General features: G+C 71.4%; 23 protein-coding genes and 1 riboswitch. Of the genes, 12 read left to right on the top strand and 11 right to left on the bottom strand.

The features are described 5' to 3' along the window. Nucleotides 1–22 precede the first annotated feature (22 nt). Nucleotides 23–1,231, top strand: a complete 1,209-nt coding sequence (locus tag HD593_RS07625; RefSeq protein ID WP_185101490.1) for a DUF4032 domain-containing protein — start codon at nt 23–25, stop codon at nt 1,229–1,231. Here HD593_RS07625 and HD593_RS07620 read toward each other — a convergent pair. Beyond that, nucleotides 1,225–1,827: an NAD(P)-dependent oxidoreductase gene (locus HD593_RS07620; RefSeq protein ID WP_185101489.1), complete on the bottom strand. Its 603-nt coding sequence runs from the start codon at nt 1,825–1,827 to the stop codon at nt 1,225–1,227. The two genes, HD593_RS07625 and HD593_RS07620, sit on opposite strands and share 7 nt — an antisense overlap. 54 nt (nt 1,828–1,881) lie before the next feature. Here HD593_RS07620 and HD593_RS07615 point away from each other — a divergent pair, with 54 nt between their 5' ends. The 5 genes from HD593_RS07615 to HD593_RS07595 all read left to right on the top strand — a co-directional run bounded on the left by HD593_RS07615 (nt 1,882) and on the right by HD593_RS07595 (nt 4,371). Next, the gene (locus HD593_RS07615; RefSeq protein ID WP_185101488.1) at nt 1,882–2,232 is read left to right on the top strand and encodes a winged helix-turn-helix transcriptional regulator; all 351 of its coding nucleotides are present in this window, start codon (nt 1,882–1,884) and stop codon (nt 2,230–2,232) included. Nucleotides 2,233–2,369: 137 nt separating this feature from the next. Continuing rightward, nucleotides 2,370–2,744 carry a roadblock/LC7 domain-containing protein gene (locus tag HD593_RS07610; protein ID WP_185101487.1) on the top strand — a complete coding sequence of 125 codons (375 nt, stop codon included), beginning with the start codon at nt 2,370–2,372 and terminating at the stop codon, nt 2,742–2,744. Between the two features lie 3 nt (nt 2,745–2,747). Continuing rightward, nucleotides 2,748–3,578: a hypothetical protein gene (locus HD593_RS07605; RefSeq protein WP_185101486.1), complete on the top strand. Its 831-nt coding sequence runs from the start codon at nt 2,748–2,750 to the stop codon at nt 3,576–3,578. A gap of 29 nt (nt 3,579–3,607) precedes the next feature. Continuing rightward, a complete protein-coding gene (locus HD593_RS07600) occupies nt 3,608–3,982 on the top strand; it encodes a roadblock/LC7 domain-containing protein (RefSeq protein WP_185101485.1) in 375 nt (124 codons plus the stop codon). Between the two features lie 17 nt (nt 3,983–3,999). Further along, nucleotides 4,000–4,371 carry a hypothetical protein gene (locus tag HD593_RS07595; protein ID WP_185101484.1) on the top strand — a complete coding sequence of 124 codons (372 nt, stop codon included), beginning with the start codon at nt 4,000–4,002 and terminating at the stop codon, nt 4,369–4,371. A gap of 50 nt (nt 4,372–4,421) precedes the next feature. On the opposite strand, the gene HD593_RS07590 is transcribed toward HD593_RS07595, so the two are convergent. From HD593_RS07590 to HD593_RS07575, 4 genes are all read right to left on the bottom strand, one after another. Then, the gene (locus tag HD593_RS07590) at nt 4,422–5,267 is read right to left on the bottom strand and encodes an alpha/beta fold hydrolase (RefSeq protein ID WP_185101483.1); all 846 of its coding nucleotides are present in this window, start codon (nt 5,265–5,267) and stop codon (nt 4,422–4,424) included. Between the two features lie 57 nt (nt 5,268–5,324). Continuing rightward, complete coding sequence (locus HD593_RS65010; RefSeq protein WP_379478785.1) at nt 5,325–6,047, bottom strand: hypothetical protein; 723 nt, start codon at nt 6,045–6,047, stop codon at nt 5,325–5,327. A 185-nt stretch (nt 6,048–6,232) separates the two neighbouring features. Next, nucleotides 6,233–6,368, bottom strand: a riboswitch (cyclic di-AMP (ydaO/yuaA leader). 163 nt (nt 6,369–6,531) lie between these two features. After that, nucleotides 6,532–6,732, bottom strand: coding sequence for a DUF5302 domain-containing protein (locus HD593_RS07580; protein ID WP_185101482.1), 201 nt, complete (start codon nt 6,730–6,732; stop codon nt 6,532–6,534). A 68-nt stretch (nt 6,733–6,800) separates the two neighbouring features. Continuing rightward, nucleotides 6,801–7,373, bottom strand: coding sequence for a class I SAM-dependent methyltransferase (locus tag HD593_RS07575; protein ID WP_185101481.1), 573 nt, complete (start codon nt 7,371–7,373; stop codon nt 6,801–6,803). A gap of 79 nt (nt 7,374–7,452) precedes the next feature. Between HD593_RS07575 and HD593_RS07570 the strand changes: the two genes are divergently transcribed. From HD593_RS07570 to HD593_RS07560, 3 genes are read left to right on the top strand one after another with little or no spacing between them, the layout of a single operon-like run. Next, a complete protein-coding gene (locus HD593_RS07570) occupies nt 7,453–8,427 on the top strand; it encodes a rod shape-determining protein (protein ID WP_185101480.1) in 975 nt (324 codons plus the stop codon). Continuing rightward, nucleotides 8,424–9,002: a DUF421 domain-containing protein gene (locus HD593_RS07565; protein ID WP_185101479.1), complete on the top strand. Its 579-nt coding sequence runs from the start codon at nt 8,424–8,426 to the stop codon at nt 9,000–9,002. The genes HD593_RS07570 and HD593_RS07565 overlap by 4 nt, the downstream gene beginning before the upstream one ends. Continuing rightward, the gene (locus HD593_RS07560; protein ID WP_185101478.1) at nt 8,999–9,511 is read left to right on the top strand and encodes a VOC family protein; all 513 of its coding nucleotides are present in this window, start codon (nt 8,999–9,001) and stop codon (nt 9,509–9,511) included. The genes HD593_RS07565 and HD593_RS07560 overlap by 4 nt, the downstream gene beginning before the upstream one ends. 9 nt (nt 9,512–9,520) lie before the next feature. Here HD593_RS07560 and HD593_RS07555 read toward each other — a convergent pair whose 3' ends face one another. Beyond that, nucleotides 9,521–9,790, bottom strand: a complete 270-nt coding sequence (locus tag HD593_RS07555; protein WP_185101477.1) for an STAS domain-containing protein — start codon at nt 9,788–9,790, stop codon at nt 9,521–9,523. A 198-nt stretch (nt 9,791–9,988) separates the two neighbouring features. Between HD593_RS07555 and HD593_RS07550 the strand changes: the two genes are divergently transcribed. After that, complete coding sequence (locus HD593_RS07550; protein WP_185101476.1) at nt 9,989–10,429, top strand: hypothetical protein; 441 nt, start codon at nt 9,989–9,991, stop codon at nt 10,427–10,429. A gap of 136 nt (nt 10,430–10,565) precedes the next feature. On the opposite strand, the gene HD593_RS07545 is transcribed toward HD593_RS07550, so the two are convergent. From HD593_RS07545 to HD593_RS07530, 4 genes are read right to left on the bottom strand one after another with little or no spacing between them, the layout of a single operon-like run. Next, on the bottom strand, nt 10,566–11,780 hold the full coding sequence (locus HD593_RS07545) for an ABC transporter permease (RefSeq protein WP_246546372.1): 1,215 nt from the start codon (nt 11,778–11,780) through the stop codon (nt 10,566–10,568). Then, a complete protein-coding gene (locus HD593_RS07540) occupies nt 11,780–12,469 on the bottom strand; it encodes an ABC transporter ATP-binding protein (RefSeq protein WP_185101475.1) in 690 nt (229 codons plus the stop codon). Before HD593_RS07540 ends, HD593_RS07545 begins: the two co-directional genes overlap by 1 nt. An 8-nt stretch (nt 12,470–12,477) precedes the next feature. Continuing rightward, nucleotides 12,478–13,611, bottom strand: coding sequence for an efflux RND transporter periplasmic adaptor subunit (locus tag HD593_RS07535; protein ID WP_185101474.1), 1,134 nt, complete (start codon nt 13,609–13,611; stop codon nt 12,478–12,480). Between the two features lie 8 nt (nt 13,612–13,619). Then, a complete protein-coding gene (locus tag HD593_RS07530) occupies nt 13,620–14,144 on the bottom strand; it encodes a hypothetical protein (RefSeq protein ID WP_185101473.1) in 525 nt (174 codons plus the stop codon). A 198-nt stretch (nt 14,145–14,342) separates the two neighbouring features. On the opposite strand from HD593_RS07530, the gene HD593_RS07525 reads away from it, so the two are divergent. Together HD593_RS07525 and HD593_RS07520 are read left to right on the top strand one after the other, a co-directional pair. Further along, nucleotides 14,343–14,999: a response regulator transcription factor gene (locus tag HD593_RS07525; RefSeq protein ID WP_185101472.1), complete on the top strand. Its 657-nt coding sequence runs from the start codon at nt 14,343–14,345 to the stop codon at nt 14,997–14,999. Then, on the top strand, nt 14,996–16,228 hold the full coding sequence (locus HD593_RS07520) for a sensor histidine kinase (protein ID WP_312903388.1): 1,233 nt from the start codon (nt 14,996–14,998) through the stop codon (nt 16,226–16,228). Before HD593_RS07525 ends, HD593_RS07520 begins: the two co-directional genes overlap by 4 nt. Here HD593_RS07520 and HD593_RS07515 read toward each other — a convergent pair. After that, the gene (locus HD593_RS07515) at nt 16,209–16,511 is read right to left on the bottom strand and encodes a YciI family protein (protein WP_185101471.1); all 303 of its coding nucleotides are present in this window, start codon (nt 16,509–16,511) and stop codon (nt 16,209–16,211) included. The two genes, HD593_RS07520 and HD593_RS07515, sit on opposite strands and share 20 nt — an antisense overlap. Between the last annotated feature and the right edge of the window lie 110 nt (nt 16,512–16,621).

Genomic DNA, 16,621 nt, shown 5'->3' with positions numbered 1-16,621 from the left:
CGATGCACCATATCCTGAGCAAATGCCCCTGCAGATCACTGGCGCGCTAGGCGACCCTGACCTGATCCGCCTCCCGTGGGAGACCCCTCTCGAAGACTGGCCGCAACACCATCTGGTCGATCTGCCGCGCGGTATCTCGCGGCACGTGGTGCGCTTCGCCCGGCTGTCCGGCAAGGTGTACGCGATCAAGGAGATCAGCGAGCGCTACGCCAAGCGGGAGTACCAGCTCCTGTGGGACCTGGCCAGGCTCGACGCCCCCGCCGTGGAGCCGGTCGCGTACGTCACCGGCCGCGAGAACGGGCTGGACGCGGCGCTGATCACCCGGCACCTGCAGTTCTCGCTGCCCTACCGCGCGGTCATGTCGGGCACCCTGCGCCCCGACACGCTCACCCGCCTGCTGGACGCGCTGGCCGTGCTGCTGGTGCGGCTGCACCTGAACGGGTTCTACTGGGGCGACTGCTCGCTGTCCAACACGCTGTTCCGGCGTGACGCGGGGGCGTTCGCGGCCTACCTGGTGGACGCCGAGACCGGCGAGATGCACCCGATGATCAGCGAGGGGCAGCGGCTGACCGACATCGACAACGCGCACACGAACATCTTCGGCGAGATGCTCGACCTGGAGGCCGGCGGGCTGCTGCACCCGTCTATCGACCCCATGGAGACCGCCGAGGACATCGTCGCCCGTTACCACCGCCTGTGGAACGAGATCAACGAGAGCGAGATCATCGAGGAGGTGGACTGGCACCGCGTCGAGCAGCGCATCAGGCGCCTGAACCTGCTGGGCTTCGACGTGGCCGAGATGATGGTGCGGCGCAAGGTCGGCACGGGCCGCCTGATCGTCCGCCCCAAGGTCGTGGACGCCGGTCACCACCAGCGGCGCCTGCTCCGCCTGACCGGCCTCGACGTCGAGGAGAACCAGGCCAGGCGGCTGCTCAACGACCTCGACGGGTTCCGGGTGGCCAAGGGGCTGCGGCACGAGGACGAGGCGATCGTGGCGCACCGGTGGCTGGCCGAGGTGTTCCAGCCGACCGTGGACGCCATCCCCGCCGAGCTGCGCGGGAAGCTGGAGCCCGCGCAGCTCTTCCACGAGCTCCTCGACCACCGCTGGTTCCTGTCGGAGCAGGAGGGGGCCGACGTCGGGCTGGCCGCGGCGGTGAAGTCGTACGTGGACAACGTGCTGGTGCACAAGCCCGACGAGCGGGCGCTGCTGCCCGAGGAGGCCGATCAGTAGGCCACGCTGACGCGCTGCCGGGGGTGGGCGTCCTTGTCCACCTCGTCGGCGATGGCGACGGCGAAGTCCTCGGCGGTGATGAAGCTGCGGCCCTCGGCGTCGGTCATGAGCATGTCGCCGCCGAGCCGGAAGACCCCGGTGCGCTCCCCCGGCGCGATCTCCGCCGCCGGGGAGACGAACGTCCAGTCCAGGTCCTCGACCTCGCGGAACAGGCGCAGCAGCGAGCGGCCGGCCAGCGCCTCCTTCTTGTAGGCGTCCGGGAAGCCGGGCGTGTCGACCAGGTCCTGCCCCGGGGCGACCTGGAGGCTGCCCGCGCCGCCCACGACGATCACCCGCCGCACCCCCGACGCCCGCGCGCCGTCGACGAGCGCGCGGTAGGCCGCCAGGAAGGGCGGCTCGGGGTCGCTGCCGTCGCGCGGCGGGGCGATCGCGGAGACGATCGCGTCGTGGCCCTCGGCCAGCGCGGCGGTGTCGTGGACGTCGCCCTTGACAGGGCCCTTGCGGCTGATTCCGGTGACCTCGTGGCCACGGTCGCGCAGCTCGGTGGCGATGCGGCTGCCGACCATGCCGGTCGCGCCGAACAGAAGGATCTTCATGCCGGCCACAGTATCCAACGGATACTGGTTACTTCATCGTGCTATAAGTACCTTATGGATACCGGTGATGTCTTCGACCCTAATTGCCCGACCAGGGTGGTCCTGGATCGGATCGGGGACAAATGGTCGGCACTGGTGCTGCTCTGCCTCGACGGCGGGCCCATGCGCTTCACCCGGCTCAGGACGCGGATCGGCGGGGTCACGCCCAAGGTGCTGACGCAGACGTTGCGCGCCATGGAGCAGGACGGGCTGGTGACGCGGGAGGTGTTCGCCGAGGTGCCGCCGCGGGTCGAGTACGCGCTGACGGACCTCGGGCGCTCGCTGCACGGGCCGATCTCCGTGGTGGCCGACTGGGCCGAGCGAAATGTCGCCGAGATCATGCGCTGCCGCGAGAAATTCTCATAAATCGTACGTTTTTCCGTACCAGTGGTGTTTTTCTACTCCGCGGCCGTATAAAACCTCCACACCTGTGACCGCCCGTCACGTGGACTCATCCCCGTCGCCCTACGCTGTCTGCGTTCCACCACGGTGAGGGAGGTCACGTGCTGGGAATCGACGGCTGCCTGGCGGAGGTCATGTCCATCCCGGGCGCGCTGGACGCCATGCTGGTGGACCACACGAGCGGCATGGCGGTGGCCTTCAGCACGGCCGTGGGCGTGGACGCCGACCGGTCGGCCGCCGCGCTGACCGAGGCCCTGCGCGCCACCACCGACGGCCTGGCCCGCACCTGCCCGGGCGACGTCGTCCGCATCGACGACATGCTCGTCACCACGGACAAGGGTCACCATCTGCTCCGGCTGCTGGAGACGGTGTTCGAGGGGCCGCTGGTCATCTACGTACGCCTTGACCTGGAACGATCCAACCTCGCCCTGGCCAGGCACCGCCTGCGCACCATCTCCAGCCGGCTCACGGCGTGACCCATGGCCAACAAGCTCGACACACTCCTGGCCGGGCTCGCCCGCGAGCGCTCCACGGGCGCGCTGCAGGTGGGCAGGAGCGGCACGATCTTCCTCTCGGACGGGCGCGTGACGTACATGGAGTGCGCCCAGACCCCCAGCGTGGAGCGGCTGCTCGCGGCCAGGGGGCTGATGAGCGAGGCGGCGCTGCGGCGGCTGCAGGCCGACGGCGGCTGCGAGCGACTGCTCGCCGAGGGGCCGCTCACGCCGGGCGAGCTGCAGTACGCGGTGCTCGGCGGGGTCCTGGACGCGGCCTTCTTCCTGCTGCCGGCCGGTGGGGCACGCCCCAAGTTCCGCCCGGGCGAGCGGCACTGGCTGGGCGGGCAGTGGTTCTTCGACGTGCCGGGACTGGTGCGGGAGTGCGCGCGGCGGCGGGCGCAGCTCGCCCGGATCTGGCCCTCCGCCGACGTGGACACCCTCCCGGTACGGCCGCTGCCGCGGCTGCCCGGCCACGGGGTGACGCTGAGCCGCGTCCAGTGGGAGGTCATCGTCAGGGCAGACCAGAAGGCGACCCCGCTGGAGCTGGCCAAGCAGATCGGCCGGCCGGCGTACCCGGTGCTGCTGGCGGTGCGCCGGCTGGCCGCCTCGGGGCTGCTCGCCGCACCCGACCTGCCGCAGCGGCGGGAGCACGGCGAGCGCGCGCCGCACGACCTGCCACAACGGCGGAAGCCCGGCGGGCGTCCGCCGCACGACCCGCTGGCGCCGGCCCAGCCGCTGGGCCCGCCCATGACGGGCGACCCCACCGATCTGGCGCTGCTGATGCGGCTGAAGAAGGCGCTCGAGGAGCTGTCGTGAGGTTCCCCTCACTCAGGAGGAGGCCACCTGTGGAGCTACGGCAAGAGGTTCTGGAGGAGATGGCGCTCCTGCGTGAGCGCACCCCGGACGTCCAGGGCAGCGTCGCCTGCACCGTGGACGGCCTGCAACTCGCCTGCGACCTGCCCGGGGAGCAGGGCGAGCAGGCGGCGGCGCTGGCGGCGGCGCTGCTCGCGATGAGCAGGCGGATGCTGGCCATCACCGGCCACGGGACGCTGGAGGAGACGCTCGTCTCCGGCACCGCCGGTTTCACGGCCTTCTACGCCGCCGGCCCCACCATCGTCCTCACGGTCCTGGCCGGACCCGGCGCGAACGTCGGGCTGCTGCGGCTGGAGGGCAGGAAGACGGCTGCCGCGCTGGCCGCCGTCTCGGCACGCAAGCACTGATGACAAGGAGGAAGACCATGGCCGGCATGGACGTGTCACTCAAGGAGATGATGAGCATCGACGGCTCCATCGGAGCCGCGATCGTCGATCACGGCAGCGGCATGGCGCTCGGCGCCCTCGGCGGCTCCAAGGACCTGGACCTGCAGATCGCCGCGGCCGGCAACACCGAGGTGGTCAAGGCCAAGCTGCGCACGATGGACTCGCTGGGCCTCAAGGACAACATCGAGGACATCCTGATCACGCTGAGCGGCCAGTACCACATCATCCGCCCGATCACCGGGCGCGGCGGCAAGGGCCTGTTCCTGTATCTGGCGCTCGACCGCAACCGCGCCAACCTGGCGCTGGCCCGCCACCAGCTCCGGGGCATCGAGGAGAAGCTGGAGGTCTGACGCGCGTTCCGGTGGCCCGGCCCCACCATGGGGCGGGGCCACCGGCGGCGTCAGGCGGAGGTCAGCTTGGTGATCTCGGCGACGAAGGCCGGCCAGAGCTCGCGCGGCAGGTCGTGGCCCATCCCCGGGTACGTCACCAGCCGCGCCCCCGGGATGGCCGCGGCCGTGGCCCGGCCGCCCACCACCGGGATGAGCGGGTCCGCCTCCCCGTGCAGCACCAGCGTGGGCACCTTGACCTGGCCGAGCAGCTCCGTACGGTCGCCCGACGCCATGATCGCGGCGAGCTGCCTGGCCGTGCCCGCCGGGTCGAAGCAGCGGTCGTAGGCCAGCCCGGCCATCGCCTTGATCCTGTCCTGGTCCAGCTCGTACCCCGGCGAGCCGATGGTGGACCAGGTCAGCACCGCCTGCTCCAGCACCGCCTCGCGGCTCTCGGCCGGCCGGCCCATCAGGATCGCGGCGGCGGCCTGCGTGGGCGGGGCCACGGAGGGGCCAGGCGTGGACATGACGGAGGTCAGCGTCAGCACCCGGGCGGGGTGCCTGATGGCCAGCGTCTGGGCGACCATGCCGCCCATCGAGGCTCCCACGACGTGCGCCGCCGGCCAGCCGAGCACGTCCATGAGGGCCGCGGTGTCGTCGGCCAGGTCGTCCAGCAGGTACGGCGGCGCGGCACCCCTCGCGGGCACGCCGTGCTCGTGGAAGTGCGTGGACAGGCCCGCGTCGCGGTTGTCGAACCGTACGACGTGGTGTCCCTGCTCCGCCAGGAGCTCGCAGAGCCCCTCGTCCCACTGGATGAGCTGGGCGCCGAGCCCCATGATGAGGAGCAGCGGGCGCCCGTCGGGTGAGCCGAAGCTCTCGTAGGCGATGTCGATGCCGTTCGCGGCTGCGCGGGTGGTCACGACGACCAGAATGACATTCTGGTGCTCGCTACGTAAAGAGCGGCTCGATGCTCGGGGTCAGCGTACGAGGAGCATGCGCAGGCGCTCGCCGCCGAGCAGCACGCCGCCGCCCGCGATGGCCAGCGCGCCGGCCGCCAGCAGCGTGCCGCCGGCCGTGCCCGACTCCTGCTGCTCGCCCGCGGGGGTGTCGGGGAGGCTGCCGCCGGCGGAGGTGTCCTCCTCGGCCTGCGGCGGGGTCGCCGGGTTCCTGTCACGTTCGGCCCAGGCGCCGGTCGAGAACGGCACCGGGTAGTTCTTCTTGCCCACGCCGTCACCCCACTTGGTGATGACGTAGTCGACCTCGATGTGGCCCTGGCCGCCGATGCCGTCCACGCCCAGCGTGGAGGAGTTGAACTCGCCGCCGGTCAGCTCGGCGAACGTCTTGGCGTCGAGGTCCAGCATGATGCCGCGGTTGGAGGGCGTGCCCGGCCCGCGGTCACCCACGAAGAAGGGCATCTTCTTGCCCTTGTAGACCACGTAACCCTCGGTCAGCAGCGGCCAGCTCGGGCTGGCGGCCAGCCCCTTCTGCATCGGCTTGCCACTGGCCGGCAGGCCCGTGTCGCCGGCGCGGCCGGAGGCGTCGTCCCAGAAGTACGAGGCTGTGGTCGAGCCCTTGAGCAGGATCTTCTCACCGGTGTCGGTGTCGGTGTCAGCGTGGGCGGCGGTGGTGGCGATGCTCAGCGCGCAGGTGGTGGAGGCGGTCAGCACGGCGAGGGAGCGCAGGCCAAAACGGGCAGACATGAAACAGCAAACCCTTCACTGGGGGACAGGGAGGTTGCACTCAGGGGATGAGGGCGCAGCGGGGCAGAGCGCCGCGAGGGTCGCTACGCGGAGCGCAAGATACGAGCCTTTGGGGAAGGGGGCCGCTCAGCGGGCGGCCGTCAAGACGCGGTCCGGGGGTACGACGCGCTGATGCATGGGGTAAGTTGTCCTCTCCATCACGCCTACCGGGTTAGCTGACGGGTTCGGGCGGTGGAGTTGCCCTACCGGCACGTGCCGGATTCACCCCAACGGAGGTGGTTCCCCGGTTCCCGATCGCTCGGGATTCGGCGCCAACCGGCCGTCCTTCTGGGGTAAGGACCGGGTAACCGGCTGGTAATGGCGATTACAGTAGCCACGGAAACGGACATCTGCAAACAATTCTTCATGAATCGGGCGAAAGATCTACCTCCCCGGGCAAAGTAAAAGGGGGCACGGCATGCCGTACCCCCGCGGAATTCCAGCCTCAGCCGCCGCTCTTGCGCCTGAACGATCTTTTACTCGCAGCCGGACCGTGCGCCCCGTGGATCTTGGATGGGTCGCCGCCCCTGCCACCCGCGCCCGAGCCCGCGTGCTGGTTGCGCTTGCGCTCCAGCGCCTCGCGGAACTTGCGCTTCAGCTCGTCCTCGGGAGTTTCGCTGACTTCCGGCTCCGGTGTATCCGCCATGAGGACCTCCATGGTGTTGGGGACAGTTCACAGCTTCGCACGGCCCCGCTTATGACGCGAAACCGGGCTCACTGTGAAGTGAACGACAGCAAGCGGAACACCGGGTCGGGACCGCCCGGACGGCCCTGCCCGTGGCCGACGAACCGCGACTCCCCGGCCGGCCGCAGCCCGTGCCCGGCCAGCTCGGCGACGACGAGCTCGGGCCGGTCGGCGGACTCCCCGGCGCCCGCGTGCCCGTGCGCGGCCCGCTTGTCAACGGTCGTGACGAACACTCCCCCCGGACGCAGCACGCGGGCGGCCTCGGCGAGCACCGGGCGGGCGTCGTCGAGCAGGTGCAGCAGCCAGATCGTGGTGACCGCGTCCACCGAACGGTCGCGTATCGGAAGCCTGCGCCCGTCGCCCAGCACCACGCGCACCCGCCCCGCGGCGATCCGCGCCATCCCGGCGGAGGCGTCCACGCCGAGCACCCGCAGGCCGTGACCGGCCAGCTCCCTGGTGACCAGGCCCGTGCCGCAGGCGAGGTCGAGCAGCGTGCCGGACGCGGGCACCAGGTCGAGAACGGCCCGCGCCGCCGCCTCCGCCCGCGGAAGCCCGCCGCGGGTCTCGTCGTAACGTCCGGCTTCGAGGTCGTAGTCGAGCACAGTCCCAGTAGTAACAGGTAAAGGGGATCCGTTCCGTTCGTGGTGTTGGGTTGGGACGGATCAGGAAACCAATTCCGCGATGAGACTCCTCGGTCGTGACCTGGCAATGGATCTGGGAGCGGCGAGCACGCGCATCTACGTCAAGCGCAAGGGCATCGTGCTCGACGAGCCCTCGGTCGTCATGTGCGACGACCGCACAGGCAAGATCGTCGGGTACGGCGCGGAGGCCGTCGCCGACTCGGGCGGGCGCACGCACTGGCCGGTCAGCGGCGGGCTGCCCGCCGACGCCGAACTCGCCCGGCGCATGATCAGGTACTTCCTGCGCAAGGTGCACTGGCATCCGTACGCCCGGCCGCGCCTGGTCATGGCGCTGCCCGGCGACTCCACGCCGATGGACCGCGAGGCGCTGCAGGACATCGCGTACGAGGCGGACGCCCGGACCGTGCACCTGGTCCCGCACGCGCTGGCCGCCGCGCTCGGCGCGGGCCTCTCCCCCGCCGACCGCACCGGGCACATGGTGATCGACATCGGCCGCGACGCCGCGCGGATCGCCGTGCTGTCCGGCGAGTCCGTGGTGGCGACCGGCTCGGTGCCGTACGGCGGGCAGGCCATGAACAGGGCCATCGCCCGCTTCGTGGAGCGCGAGCACGGGCTGCAGCTCGACGACGGCGAGGCCGAGTCGGCCAAGCGGCACGCGCACGACGGGCACGTGGTCGTGCGGGCCCGCGACCCCGGCACCGGCCGCGAGCGGGAGCTGACGCTGCCCGTCCAGCACATCTTCGAGGCCACCGGGCAGCCGGTCGAGTCGATCGCGCGGGCGGCGATGGAGACGGTCGAACGCTGCCCGGCCGAGCTGGCCGCCGACCTCGGGGAGCGCGGCGCGGTGCTGGTCGGCGGCGGAGCGCTGCTGCGCGGGCTCGGGCGGCGGCTGCGGGAGACGCTGTGCATGCCCGTCCGCAGGGCCGAGCGCCCGCTGGAGTGCGTGGCGCTGGGGCTGGGCCGGTGCATGGGCGAACTGGGCCTGATCGGGAGGCTCCGTGGCGGCCGTACATGATCGACGACCTGTTCCACACCGGGGTCTCGCTCGCCGACAAGGCCGTCAGGACCATCGCGGTGTACGTGGCCGTGGCGGCGCTGCTGCGCATCGGCGGCAAGCGGGGCATCGCCCAGCTCAACAACTTCGACTTCGTGGTCATGCTGCTGATGAGCAACGTCGTGCAGAACGCGATCATCGGGCCTGACAACTCGCTGGCCGGCGGCCTGGCCGGGCTGGTGATCCTGATGTCGGTGAACGCGCTCGTGGTGCGGCTGGCGGCGACGGTGCCGGCGATCGGCATGCTCGTCGAGGGCAGCCCGATCGTGCTGGCCCGCGACGGCGGTTACGTGCGCTCGGCGCTGCGGCGGCTGGGCGTGCGGCAGGCCGACGTCGACGTGGCGATCCAGCTCAGAGGCGGTACGAGCGTGGCCGACACGAGCCTGGTGCGGCTGGAGCCCGGCGGCGCCGTGCTCGTCAGGCTGCGGCCTGACGAGGAGAACGCCGAGCGGGGTGACGTGGCGGAGCTGCGTACCCGGCTCGACCGCATCGAGCGCAAGCTCGACGCTCTGGCCAGAGCAGGAGGCAGCGCATGACCGTCCGCGGCATCGACCACGTCGGGGTGACGGTGCCCGACCTCGACGCGGCCACGGAGTTCTTCGCCCGTGCGTTCGGCGCCGAAGTGCTCTACGACACCCTCCCCCGCGCGCAGGGCCCCAAGGGCGGCTGGGCCACCGAGCGGCGGCTCGGGGTGCCGCAGGGCACGGCGGAGGTCGCCGTGCGCATGCTGCGCCTGCCCAACGGGCCGGGGATCGAGCTGTTCGAGTTCAGCGGGCCGCGGCAGGGCGGGGCCGCGCTGCCGTGCGACCTGGGATGGCAGCACGTCGCCCTGTACGTGGACGACCTGGACGAGGCGCTGCGGCTGGTCGCGGAGGCGGGCGGGGTCCGGCTGTCGGAGCCGGTGCCGCTGCCGGGGCCGGAGGCGGGCGAGCGCAACCGGTTCGCCTACTGCCGGACGCCCTGGGGCGGGACGGTGGAGCTGCTGACGTATCCGGACGCGCAGCCGTACGAGAAGGACACGGACCTGCGACGCTGGCGGCCCTGAACCTGCGCGTCAGAGGCACACGCGCACGCCGGGAGCCTGGTCCCAGCCCGTCAGGGCGAGGACGCGGCGGACCACCGGGGAGACAGGGCCGAGGACCAGCTCGCGGTCCGGGGATAATCGGGCGGCGGCGACGATGATGAGGCGCATTCCCGCCACATCGATGAACGTCAGGCCGGACAGGTCCAGCCGGATGTCGTGGCTGCCCGCCAGGAGGGCCCAGTCGAGGGCGCCGCCGAGCAGGTGACGGTTGCCGCGGTCGACCTCTCCTGTGATGCGCAAGCCGAAGGGGTGCGGAACGAGGGTGACGCGTGCTCGGTCATCTGTTTCGAAGGTCATCCAGCTCCGTGGGGGCGGCCTGCCGTACAGTGTGGCTGTCTGCCCTATTAGAACCGGTTTATGCCGATGCGGGGTTGACACTCCCGTGCTTTTCGCGTGATTCACTCGTTAGCGAGCGGTGATCTTAGGTAGGGTCCACTCGTGCGCGCCCGCCGACACGCCCTGTCCGCGATGCTCATCTGTGTCGCGGCGGTTACGGCGTGCGCCGCCCCGTCCCAGCCGCCCACCCTGGAAGCGGCCAGCAGGCAGCTCGACGCCGACGCCGGTGAGCTGATCAGGGCCACCGAGCTGCGGCTGTCGGCCGTGCGGAGTGCCGACGACGACACCTGCGTGCCGGGGCAGCTACGCCATTTCGTCCAGGCGGAAAGCGATTTCGCACAGGCGGCGGACGGGTTGCTGGCGCGGTTGCGGGCCCTCGGGTACGACCAGGTCGTCGACGATCTCGACCTGCGGGACGACGACCAGGGCGTGGCGGTGCTGCGCAATCCCAGGACCCGGCTGGAGTTCGAGCTGACCGTGCTGTCCGGGGAGAAGCCCGCGGTGCGGGTGGTGGGCAAGACGACCTGCTACACGGCCGAATAGCCGCCCGGGCGGACCCGGGCGGCCTCGGAACCCGCCGGCTACGGCGTGCGCAGCCGCTCTACGGCGTGTGCAGACGCCCTACACCGTGGAGACACCCCCCTACAGCGTGGACAGCCCCTACAGCGTGGACAGCCCCCTACGGCGTGGACAGGGCCTCGGTCGGGGAGAGGCGGGAGGCGCGGATGGCCGGGTAGAGGCCGGCGACGGCGCCGATGAGCAGGGTCGCGGCGAGGCCGCCGACCGTGGCCCAGGCCGGGACGACCGAGGGCCAGCCGCTGTAGAGCGCGTACCCCATCGTCACCGCCGTCCCCAGCAGGACGCCGCCGGTGCCCCCCAGCGCCGACAGCAGCAGCGACTCGGCCAGGAACTGCGTCCTGATCTGCCCCCTGGTAGCCCCCAGCGAGCGGCGCAGGCCGATCTCGGCGCGCCGTTCCAGGACCGAGATGACCATCGTGTTGGCCACCCCGACCCCGCCCACGAGCAGGGCCACCGCGCCCACGCCCAGGAGCAGGTTGGCGAACGCCTGGCTGGTGGCCTGCTTGGCGGCCAGCGCGTCGGACGGGCGGGAGATGTCCACCTCGTTCGGCGCCTCGGGGTTGGCCGTGCCCGCCAGCACCTGGCGTACGGACTCCAGCTTGGCCTCCTCCGAGCGGGTGTAGAGCGTGGTCGGGTGACCGTCGAAGCCCAGCCGCTCCTCCGCCACCGGCCAGCCGACGAGCACGCCGCTGTCCAGGTCCGAAGCCAGCGCCACGGGCTCCAGGACGCCGACGACCGTGAACCGTACCCCGCCGACGATGATCTGGGTGTCCGGGCTCGCCGCGCCGATGCCGAGCCGCTGAGCGGTCAGGGAGCCGATCACGGCGGCGGGATAGCGTTCGGTGGCCGCGTTCAGCCAGGTCCCGCTGCGCAGGGTCGCCCCCACGGTGGCCGGCAGGTCGAGCTGGGCCGCGTACGTGGTGATCCCGCCCGTCTGGGCCTCCGGGATCTGCTCCGAGCGGTACACCTTGGCCTCGCCCACCTTGCCGATGGACGACACCGCCTCGACCGGCCCGATGCGATCGATCATCGCCTCCGCGTCCTTCGGCATCTGGGCCGCCTCGCCGGTGATCGTGGATCCCGCGGAGAGGGTGAGCAGGTTCGTGCCCAGCGCGGAGAGCTGGCGGTCGAGCTCGGCCCCCGAGGACGACGACAGCCCGACCACGCCCACCATGGCCGCGATGCCGATGGCGATGCCCAGCGCGGACAGGAACGCCCGCAGCGGCCGGGTACGCAGGCCGACCGCGCCCACCCGCATCACGTCGGCCGGCCGCATCCGGGCCGGGGAAAGGCGTGGCCGCTCGATGACCGTCATCACGCCACCCCGGATTCCGCGGGCTCTCGCGCCGAGTCGGAGATGATCTCGCCGTCGCGCATCCGTACCTGCCGGGGCAGGCTGGCGGCGATCTCCCTGTCATGCGTGATGATCACGATGGTGGTGCCGCCCGCGTTCAGCTCGTGCAGCAGCTCCATCACCCCCGCGCCCGAGACGGAGTCCAGGGCGCCCGTCGGCTCGTCGGCCAGGAGCAGCGGCGGGTCGCCCGCCACCGCCCTGGCGATGGCCACGCGCTGCCGTTCACCGCCTGACAGCTCGTGCGGCTCGTGGTCCATGCGATGCTCCAGCCCCACCCTCTTGAGCGCGCCGGCCGCGCGGCGGCGGCGCTCGGCCCTGCTCAGGCCGGTGTAGATGAGCCCGTCGGCCACGTTGTCCAGCGCCGGGACCTTCGCGGCCAGGTGGAAGGACTGGAAGACGAACCCGATCGTGGTCGCCCGCAGCGCCGAGAGCTGGTTGTCCGACAGCTTCGAGACGTCGTACCCGTCGATCTGGATGGTCCCCGACGACGGGCGGTCGAGGGTGCCGACGACGTTCAGCATGGTCGACTTCCCCGACCCGGACGGGCCGACGATGGCGACGAGCTCGCCGTGACCGATCCGCAGCGACACCGACCTCAGCGCCGCCACCCCGCCCGGATACGTCCTCGACACGTCCGTCAGAGCGATCATGGGGTACGTCATTTCGGCATCCCCACGGTCATGCCCTCGGTGAGCCCGTCCCCGGAGACCTCGACCTTGCCGCCGGCGAACAGGCCCGTCTCGACCGCGATGTACCGGGAGCTGCCACCCTCGATGACCTCCAGGCCGAACCCGCCCTCCTGCAGCGCCACCAGCGCCGCCACCGGCACCGTCAGCACGTTCTTGCGCTGCGACGCCGTGAACGTCACGTCCACCGACGCCTTGTCCAGCCCCTTGGCCGACTTGGCGTTCCCGATCGAGACCAGCGCCTCGACCCGCGTGTCCGGCTCCTCCTGCCCCTCGCCGGGCACGATGACCGTGGCCACCTCGGTGATCTTGCCGTTCACGCTCTTGCCGTCGGGCAGCGTGACCTCGACCTTGGCGCCCTTCTTGGCCATCCGCTGGTCCTCGGCCTCCAGCTGCACCGTGATCACCTTGGACGTGCCCGTGTACGTCAGCACCTTCTGGCCCGGCTGGGCCGGCTGGCCCTCCTCGGCCTCGATGCTCTCCACGCGCACCTTGCCGTCGGCGAAGACGACCTGGCCCAGCTTGACGACGCCCGTCTCGTCCAGGCCGCGGTCCTCCTGCCACTCCACGACGGCCTCGTAGGTGTCGTAGGTGAACTCGTCGTCCACCGTGAAGCCGTCGTAGCCGAGCTTGTCCAGGTTGCGCTCCAGGTTCTCGACGTCCTTGCCCTCCGAGCCGATCTTCAGGTCGCGGTAGGCGGGCGTGTCGCCGTACATGAGCGTGACGGGGTCGTTGTCCAGCCGGTAGAGCGACTTCCCGCGCGTGACCGTCGCGCCGCTCTCGGGCAGCCAGGTGATCGTGCCGGGCGCGCGGCTCACGGCCGTGGTCACCGGGCCGTAGCCGAGCTCGCCGTCGGCGTCCCTGGTGTCGTTCAGCGTCTGCCTGCTCACCGTGGCGGTGGCCGGGGGCAGGGCGCTGGCCGACCTGGTCGGGCCTGCGCCGCCCTCCAGCAGGCCCGTGCTGTTGACCGCGACGAACCCACCACCCGCCGCCGCCACTGCGATCAGGAGCCCGGCCACCAGCTTGCCCCTGCCGCGGCGGCGGCGCTGCCGGGGAGGCGTGGCCTCCGGCTCCGCCTTTCCGTCGATGGTGGACCTCTCCGTCATTGGGCCCATCAAGAACCTCCCATGCCGGCCTCAGCGGACTCCTTCTGGCACTTCTCCTGGGCGCTCTTGAAGTCGGGGTCCTCGCCGACCTCGGGGGTGATGCGCATCATGTTGCCCTCGGGGTCGGGGTAGGCCTCGACGCCGTTGTCGCGCATGCACTGGGCGAGCTTGCGCATCCGCTCCGCCTGCTTCGGGTCGCCGCCGCCCTGCCGGGTGCCGCTCGGGGCGTACTGCTTGCACGCCTCCTGGGCCGCCTGGACCTTCTCCTGCGGCGTGTTCTTGTCGAAGCGCATCGTCACCCTGCCGCCTTCCGGGTCCGGCATGTCGATGCCGTTCTCCCGCATGCACTGGGCGAACTTCAGCCCCATCGCCTGCGGATCCTCGCTCGGCGACGCGCTGGCGGCGGGCTGGTTGCCGGTGCCGGTCACGGAGGCCACGTCCGAACCGCCGCTGTCGCCCGAGCCGCAGCCCGTCAGGATCAGGGTGAGCGCGAACGGTGCCGTGACCAGCGCTCCGAAGACTCGTCGTCGCATGAAGCTCTCCTCGTCGAATGAACCGTTGGATGAACGTCGTTCGATGGGAGATGCAATAGGGGGAGGTGTTTCCTCAGCGTTTCCACCTCCACGGCCGTGGCGCGCTCGTTCTCCGCGGCCGAGGCGGGCTTATTCGGAGCAAATGCCGCCTCCGCCACACTCGGCTCTGTAAGCGGATGGAAAGGCCTGAGGTGCGCCATGCGGGTGCTGGTGGTTGAGGACGAGCCGATGCTCGCCGACGCGATTGCCGAGTGGCTGCGCGAGGAGACGCACGCGGTCGATCTGGCACACGACGGCGAGGCGGCTCTGGAGCGGATCGCGGTCAACGACTACGACGTGGTCGTGCTGGACCGGGACCTGCCGCGTGTGCACGGCGACGAGGTCTGCCGGGAGATGGTGGCCTCGGAGTGCGACGCGCGGGTGCTGATGCTCACCGCCGCCGCACAGCTCGACGACCGGGTGACCGGCCTGTCCATGGGGGCCGACGACTACCTGACCAAGCCGTTCGCCTTCCCCGAGCTGGCCGCCAGGGTGCTGGCGCTGGGCCGGCGCTCGCGGCCCGCCGCGCCGCCCGTGCTGCGCCGGGCCGGCATCACGCTCGACCCCGCGCGGCGGGAGGTGTTCAGGAACGGGCGGTTCGTCCCGCTGTCGAAGAAGGAGTTCGCCGTCCTGGCCGAGCTGCTGCGGGCCGGCGGCAACGTCGTCTCCGCCGAGCAGCTCCTGGAGAAGGCGTGGGACGAGAACGCCGACCCGTTCACCGGAGCGGTCCGGCTCACGATACTCAAGCTGCGCCGCAAGCTGGCCGACCCGCCGGTCGTGGAGACCGTGGCGGGAGTGGGGTACAGGATCGCGTGAACCTCCTGCCGCCGTCGCTGAGCAGCCGCGTCCGTCCCACGCTGCGGCTCCGGCTCACGCTGGTGTACGGGGCCGTCTTCTTCCTGGCCGGGCTGGTGCTGCTCGGCGTCACGTACCTGCTGTTCAACCAGCAGCTCGTGCGGACCTTCGACGACCGGTACACCGCCCCCTCCGAGCCCGGCCGGATCAAGCAGCTCTTCATCAAGCAGGACGGCGTCACCCTGTACGGCGACGCCGCGATGGAGTGGCTGTGGCGGCAGCAGCAGGAGCTGCGCGACGCCGCCGTGACCTCGCTGCTCGCCCAGGGGGCGATCGCGCTCGTCGTGGTCGGCGGCGCCGCCGTGGGGCTGGGCTGGTGGGTGGCCGGCCGGGTGCTGGCCCCGCTGCACCTGGTCACCGCCACCGCCCGCAAGATCGCCGCCGCCCCCATGGCCGAGCGCGGCCTGCACGAGCGGATCGCGCTGTCCGGACCCGCGGACGAGGTCAAGGACCTGGCCGACACGTTCGACACCATGGTGGAGCGGCTCGACCACTCCTTCGACGGGCAGCGCCGCTTCGTGGCCAACGCCTCCCATGAGCTGCGCACGCCGCTGACGCTCAACCGGGCGCTGGTCGAGCTGGCCATGCACCGCCGTACGGCCTCCCCCGACGTCAAGGAGCTGGGCGAGAGCCTGCTGGAGATCAACGCCCGCCACGAGCGCCTCATCAGCGGCCTGCTGCTGCTCGCCAGGTCCGAGCAGGAGGTCGCCGAACGCTCGCCCGTCGACCTGGCCGACATCGTCACCCACGTGGCCGCCCAGGCCGCCGACCAGGCCGCCGACGCCAAGGTCACCCTGTACGAGGTCGTCGCCCCCGCCCCCACCACCGGCGACGCGCTGCTGCTCGAACGGCTCGTGCACAACCTGGTCGAGAACGGCATCCGGTACAACCTCGACGACGGCACCGGGTGGGTGCGGGTCGTCAGCCGTACCGTGTCGGGGGACAAGGTGGAGGTGGAGGTGGGCAACACCGGTCCGGCCGTGCCGCCGTACGACGTGCCGCTGCTGTTCAAGCCGTTCCACCGGCAGGCGGGCGAGCGGGCCGTGACCGGGACCAGCGCCGGGCTGGGGCTGTCGATCGTCCGGTCGGTGGCCGTCGCCCACGGCGGCGACGTACGGGCGCGGCCCCGGGAGGGCGGCGGCCTGATCGTGGCCGTGTCGCTGCCGCGGGTCACCGATCGTTCCTGGTGAGCAGCTCCCGCAGGCTCTCGTGCAGCCGGCCGGGGTCCACGGTGACGATCTCGTACGCCGCCACGCCCGCCACCGCGAACGGGTCCTCCGCCGCCACCCGCTCCACCCGCTCCCGCGGCCCCGTGGCCAGGATGACGCCGCCGAGGTCGTCGGGGACGGTCTGGCCCGACAGCAGGAACGTACCGTCGGCGTGGTGCCGCTCCAGGTAGGCCACGTGACCCGGCACGTGCGGGGTCACCGCGTCGGGCCGGGCGGTGTAGCGGACGAGCAGCACGTGCAGCATGTCGTCATTTCTCCTTATATATAGAGGCGTCATAGAGAGAGGTGTCCGGGAAGGGTCCCGCGCTCATGCCGGCAGGGTTCGTCGTGACAGGCGGTACTCCCATCGATGCG

It is taken from the genome of Nonomuraea rubra (assembly GCF_014207985.1).
In the GTDB taxonomy this organism is placed as follows: Bacteria; Actinomycetota; Actinomycetes; order Streptosporangiales; family Streptosporangiaceae; genus Nonomuraea; species Nonomuraea rubra.
This window is presented reverse-complemented; position numbering and strand designations above follow the sequence as displayed.

Bases quoted from the DNA above. Each gene is read 5' to 3' on its own strand.
- HD593_RS07625 (WP_185101490.1), top strand. From the start codon at position 23: ATGCCCCTGCAGATCACTGGCGCGCTAGGCGACCCTGACCTGATCCGC.
- HD593_RS07620 (WP_185101489.1), bottom strand. From the start codon at position 1,827: ATGAAGATCCTTCTGTTCGGCGCGACCGGCATGGTCGGCAGCCGCATC.
- HD593_RS07615 (WP_185101488.1), top strand. From the start codon at position 1,882: ATGGATACCGGTGATGTCTTCGACCCTAATTGCCCGACCAGGGTGGTC.
- HD593_RS07605 (WP_185101486.1), top strand. From the start codon at position 2,748: ATGGCCAACAAGCTCGACACACTCCTGGCCGGGCTCGCCCGCGAGCGC.
- HD593_RS07595 (WP_185101484.1), top strand. From the start codon at position 4,000: ATGGCCGGCATGGACGTGTCACTCAAGGAGATGATGAGCATCGACGGC.
- HD593_RS65010 (WP_379478785.1), bottom strand. From the start codon at position 6,047: ATGTCTGCCCGTTTTGGCCTGCGCTCCCTCGCCGTGCTGACCGCCTCC.
- HD593_RS07580 (WP_185101482.1), bottom strand. From the start codon at position 6,732: ATGGCGGATACACCGGAGCCGGAAGTCAGCGAAACTCCCGAGGACGAG.
- HD593_RS07570 (WP_185101480.1), top strand. From the start codon at position 7,453: ATGAGACTCCTCGGTCGTGACCTGGCAATGGATCTGGGAGCGGCGAGC.
- HD593_RS07565 (WP_185101479.1), top strand. From the start codon at position 8,424: ATGATCGACGACCTGTTCCACACCGGGGTCTCGCTCGCCGACAAGGCC.
- HD593_RS07560 (WP_185101478.1), top strand. From the start codon at position 8,999: ATGACCGTCCGCGGCATCGACCACGTCGGGGTGACGGTGCCCGACCTC.
- HD593_RS07545 (WP_246546372.1), bottom strand. From the start codon at position 11,780: ATGACGGTCATCGAGCGGCCACGCCTTTCCCCGGCCCGGATGCGGCCG.
- HD593_RS07540 (WP_185101475.1), bottom strand. From the start codon at position 12,469: ATGATCGCTCTGACGGACGTGTCGAGGACGTATCCGGGCGGGGTGGCG.
- HD593_RS07535 (WP_185101474.1), bottom strand. From the start codon at position 13,611: ATGACGGAGAGGTCCACCATCGACGGAAAGGCGGAGCCGGAGGCCACG.
- HD593_RS07530 (WP_185101473.1), bottom strand. From the start codon at position 14,144: ATGCGACGACGAGTCTTCGGAGCGCTGGTCACGGCACCGTTCGCGCTC.
- HD593_RS07525 (WP_185101472.1), top strand. From the start codon at position 14,343: ATGCGGGTGCTGGTGGTTGAGGACGAGCCGATGCTCGCCGACGCGATT.
- HD593_RS07515 (WP_185101471.1), bottom strand. From the start codon at position 16,511: ATGCTGCACGTGCTGCTCGTCCGCTACACCGCCCGGCCCGACGCGGTG.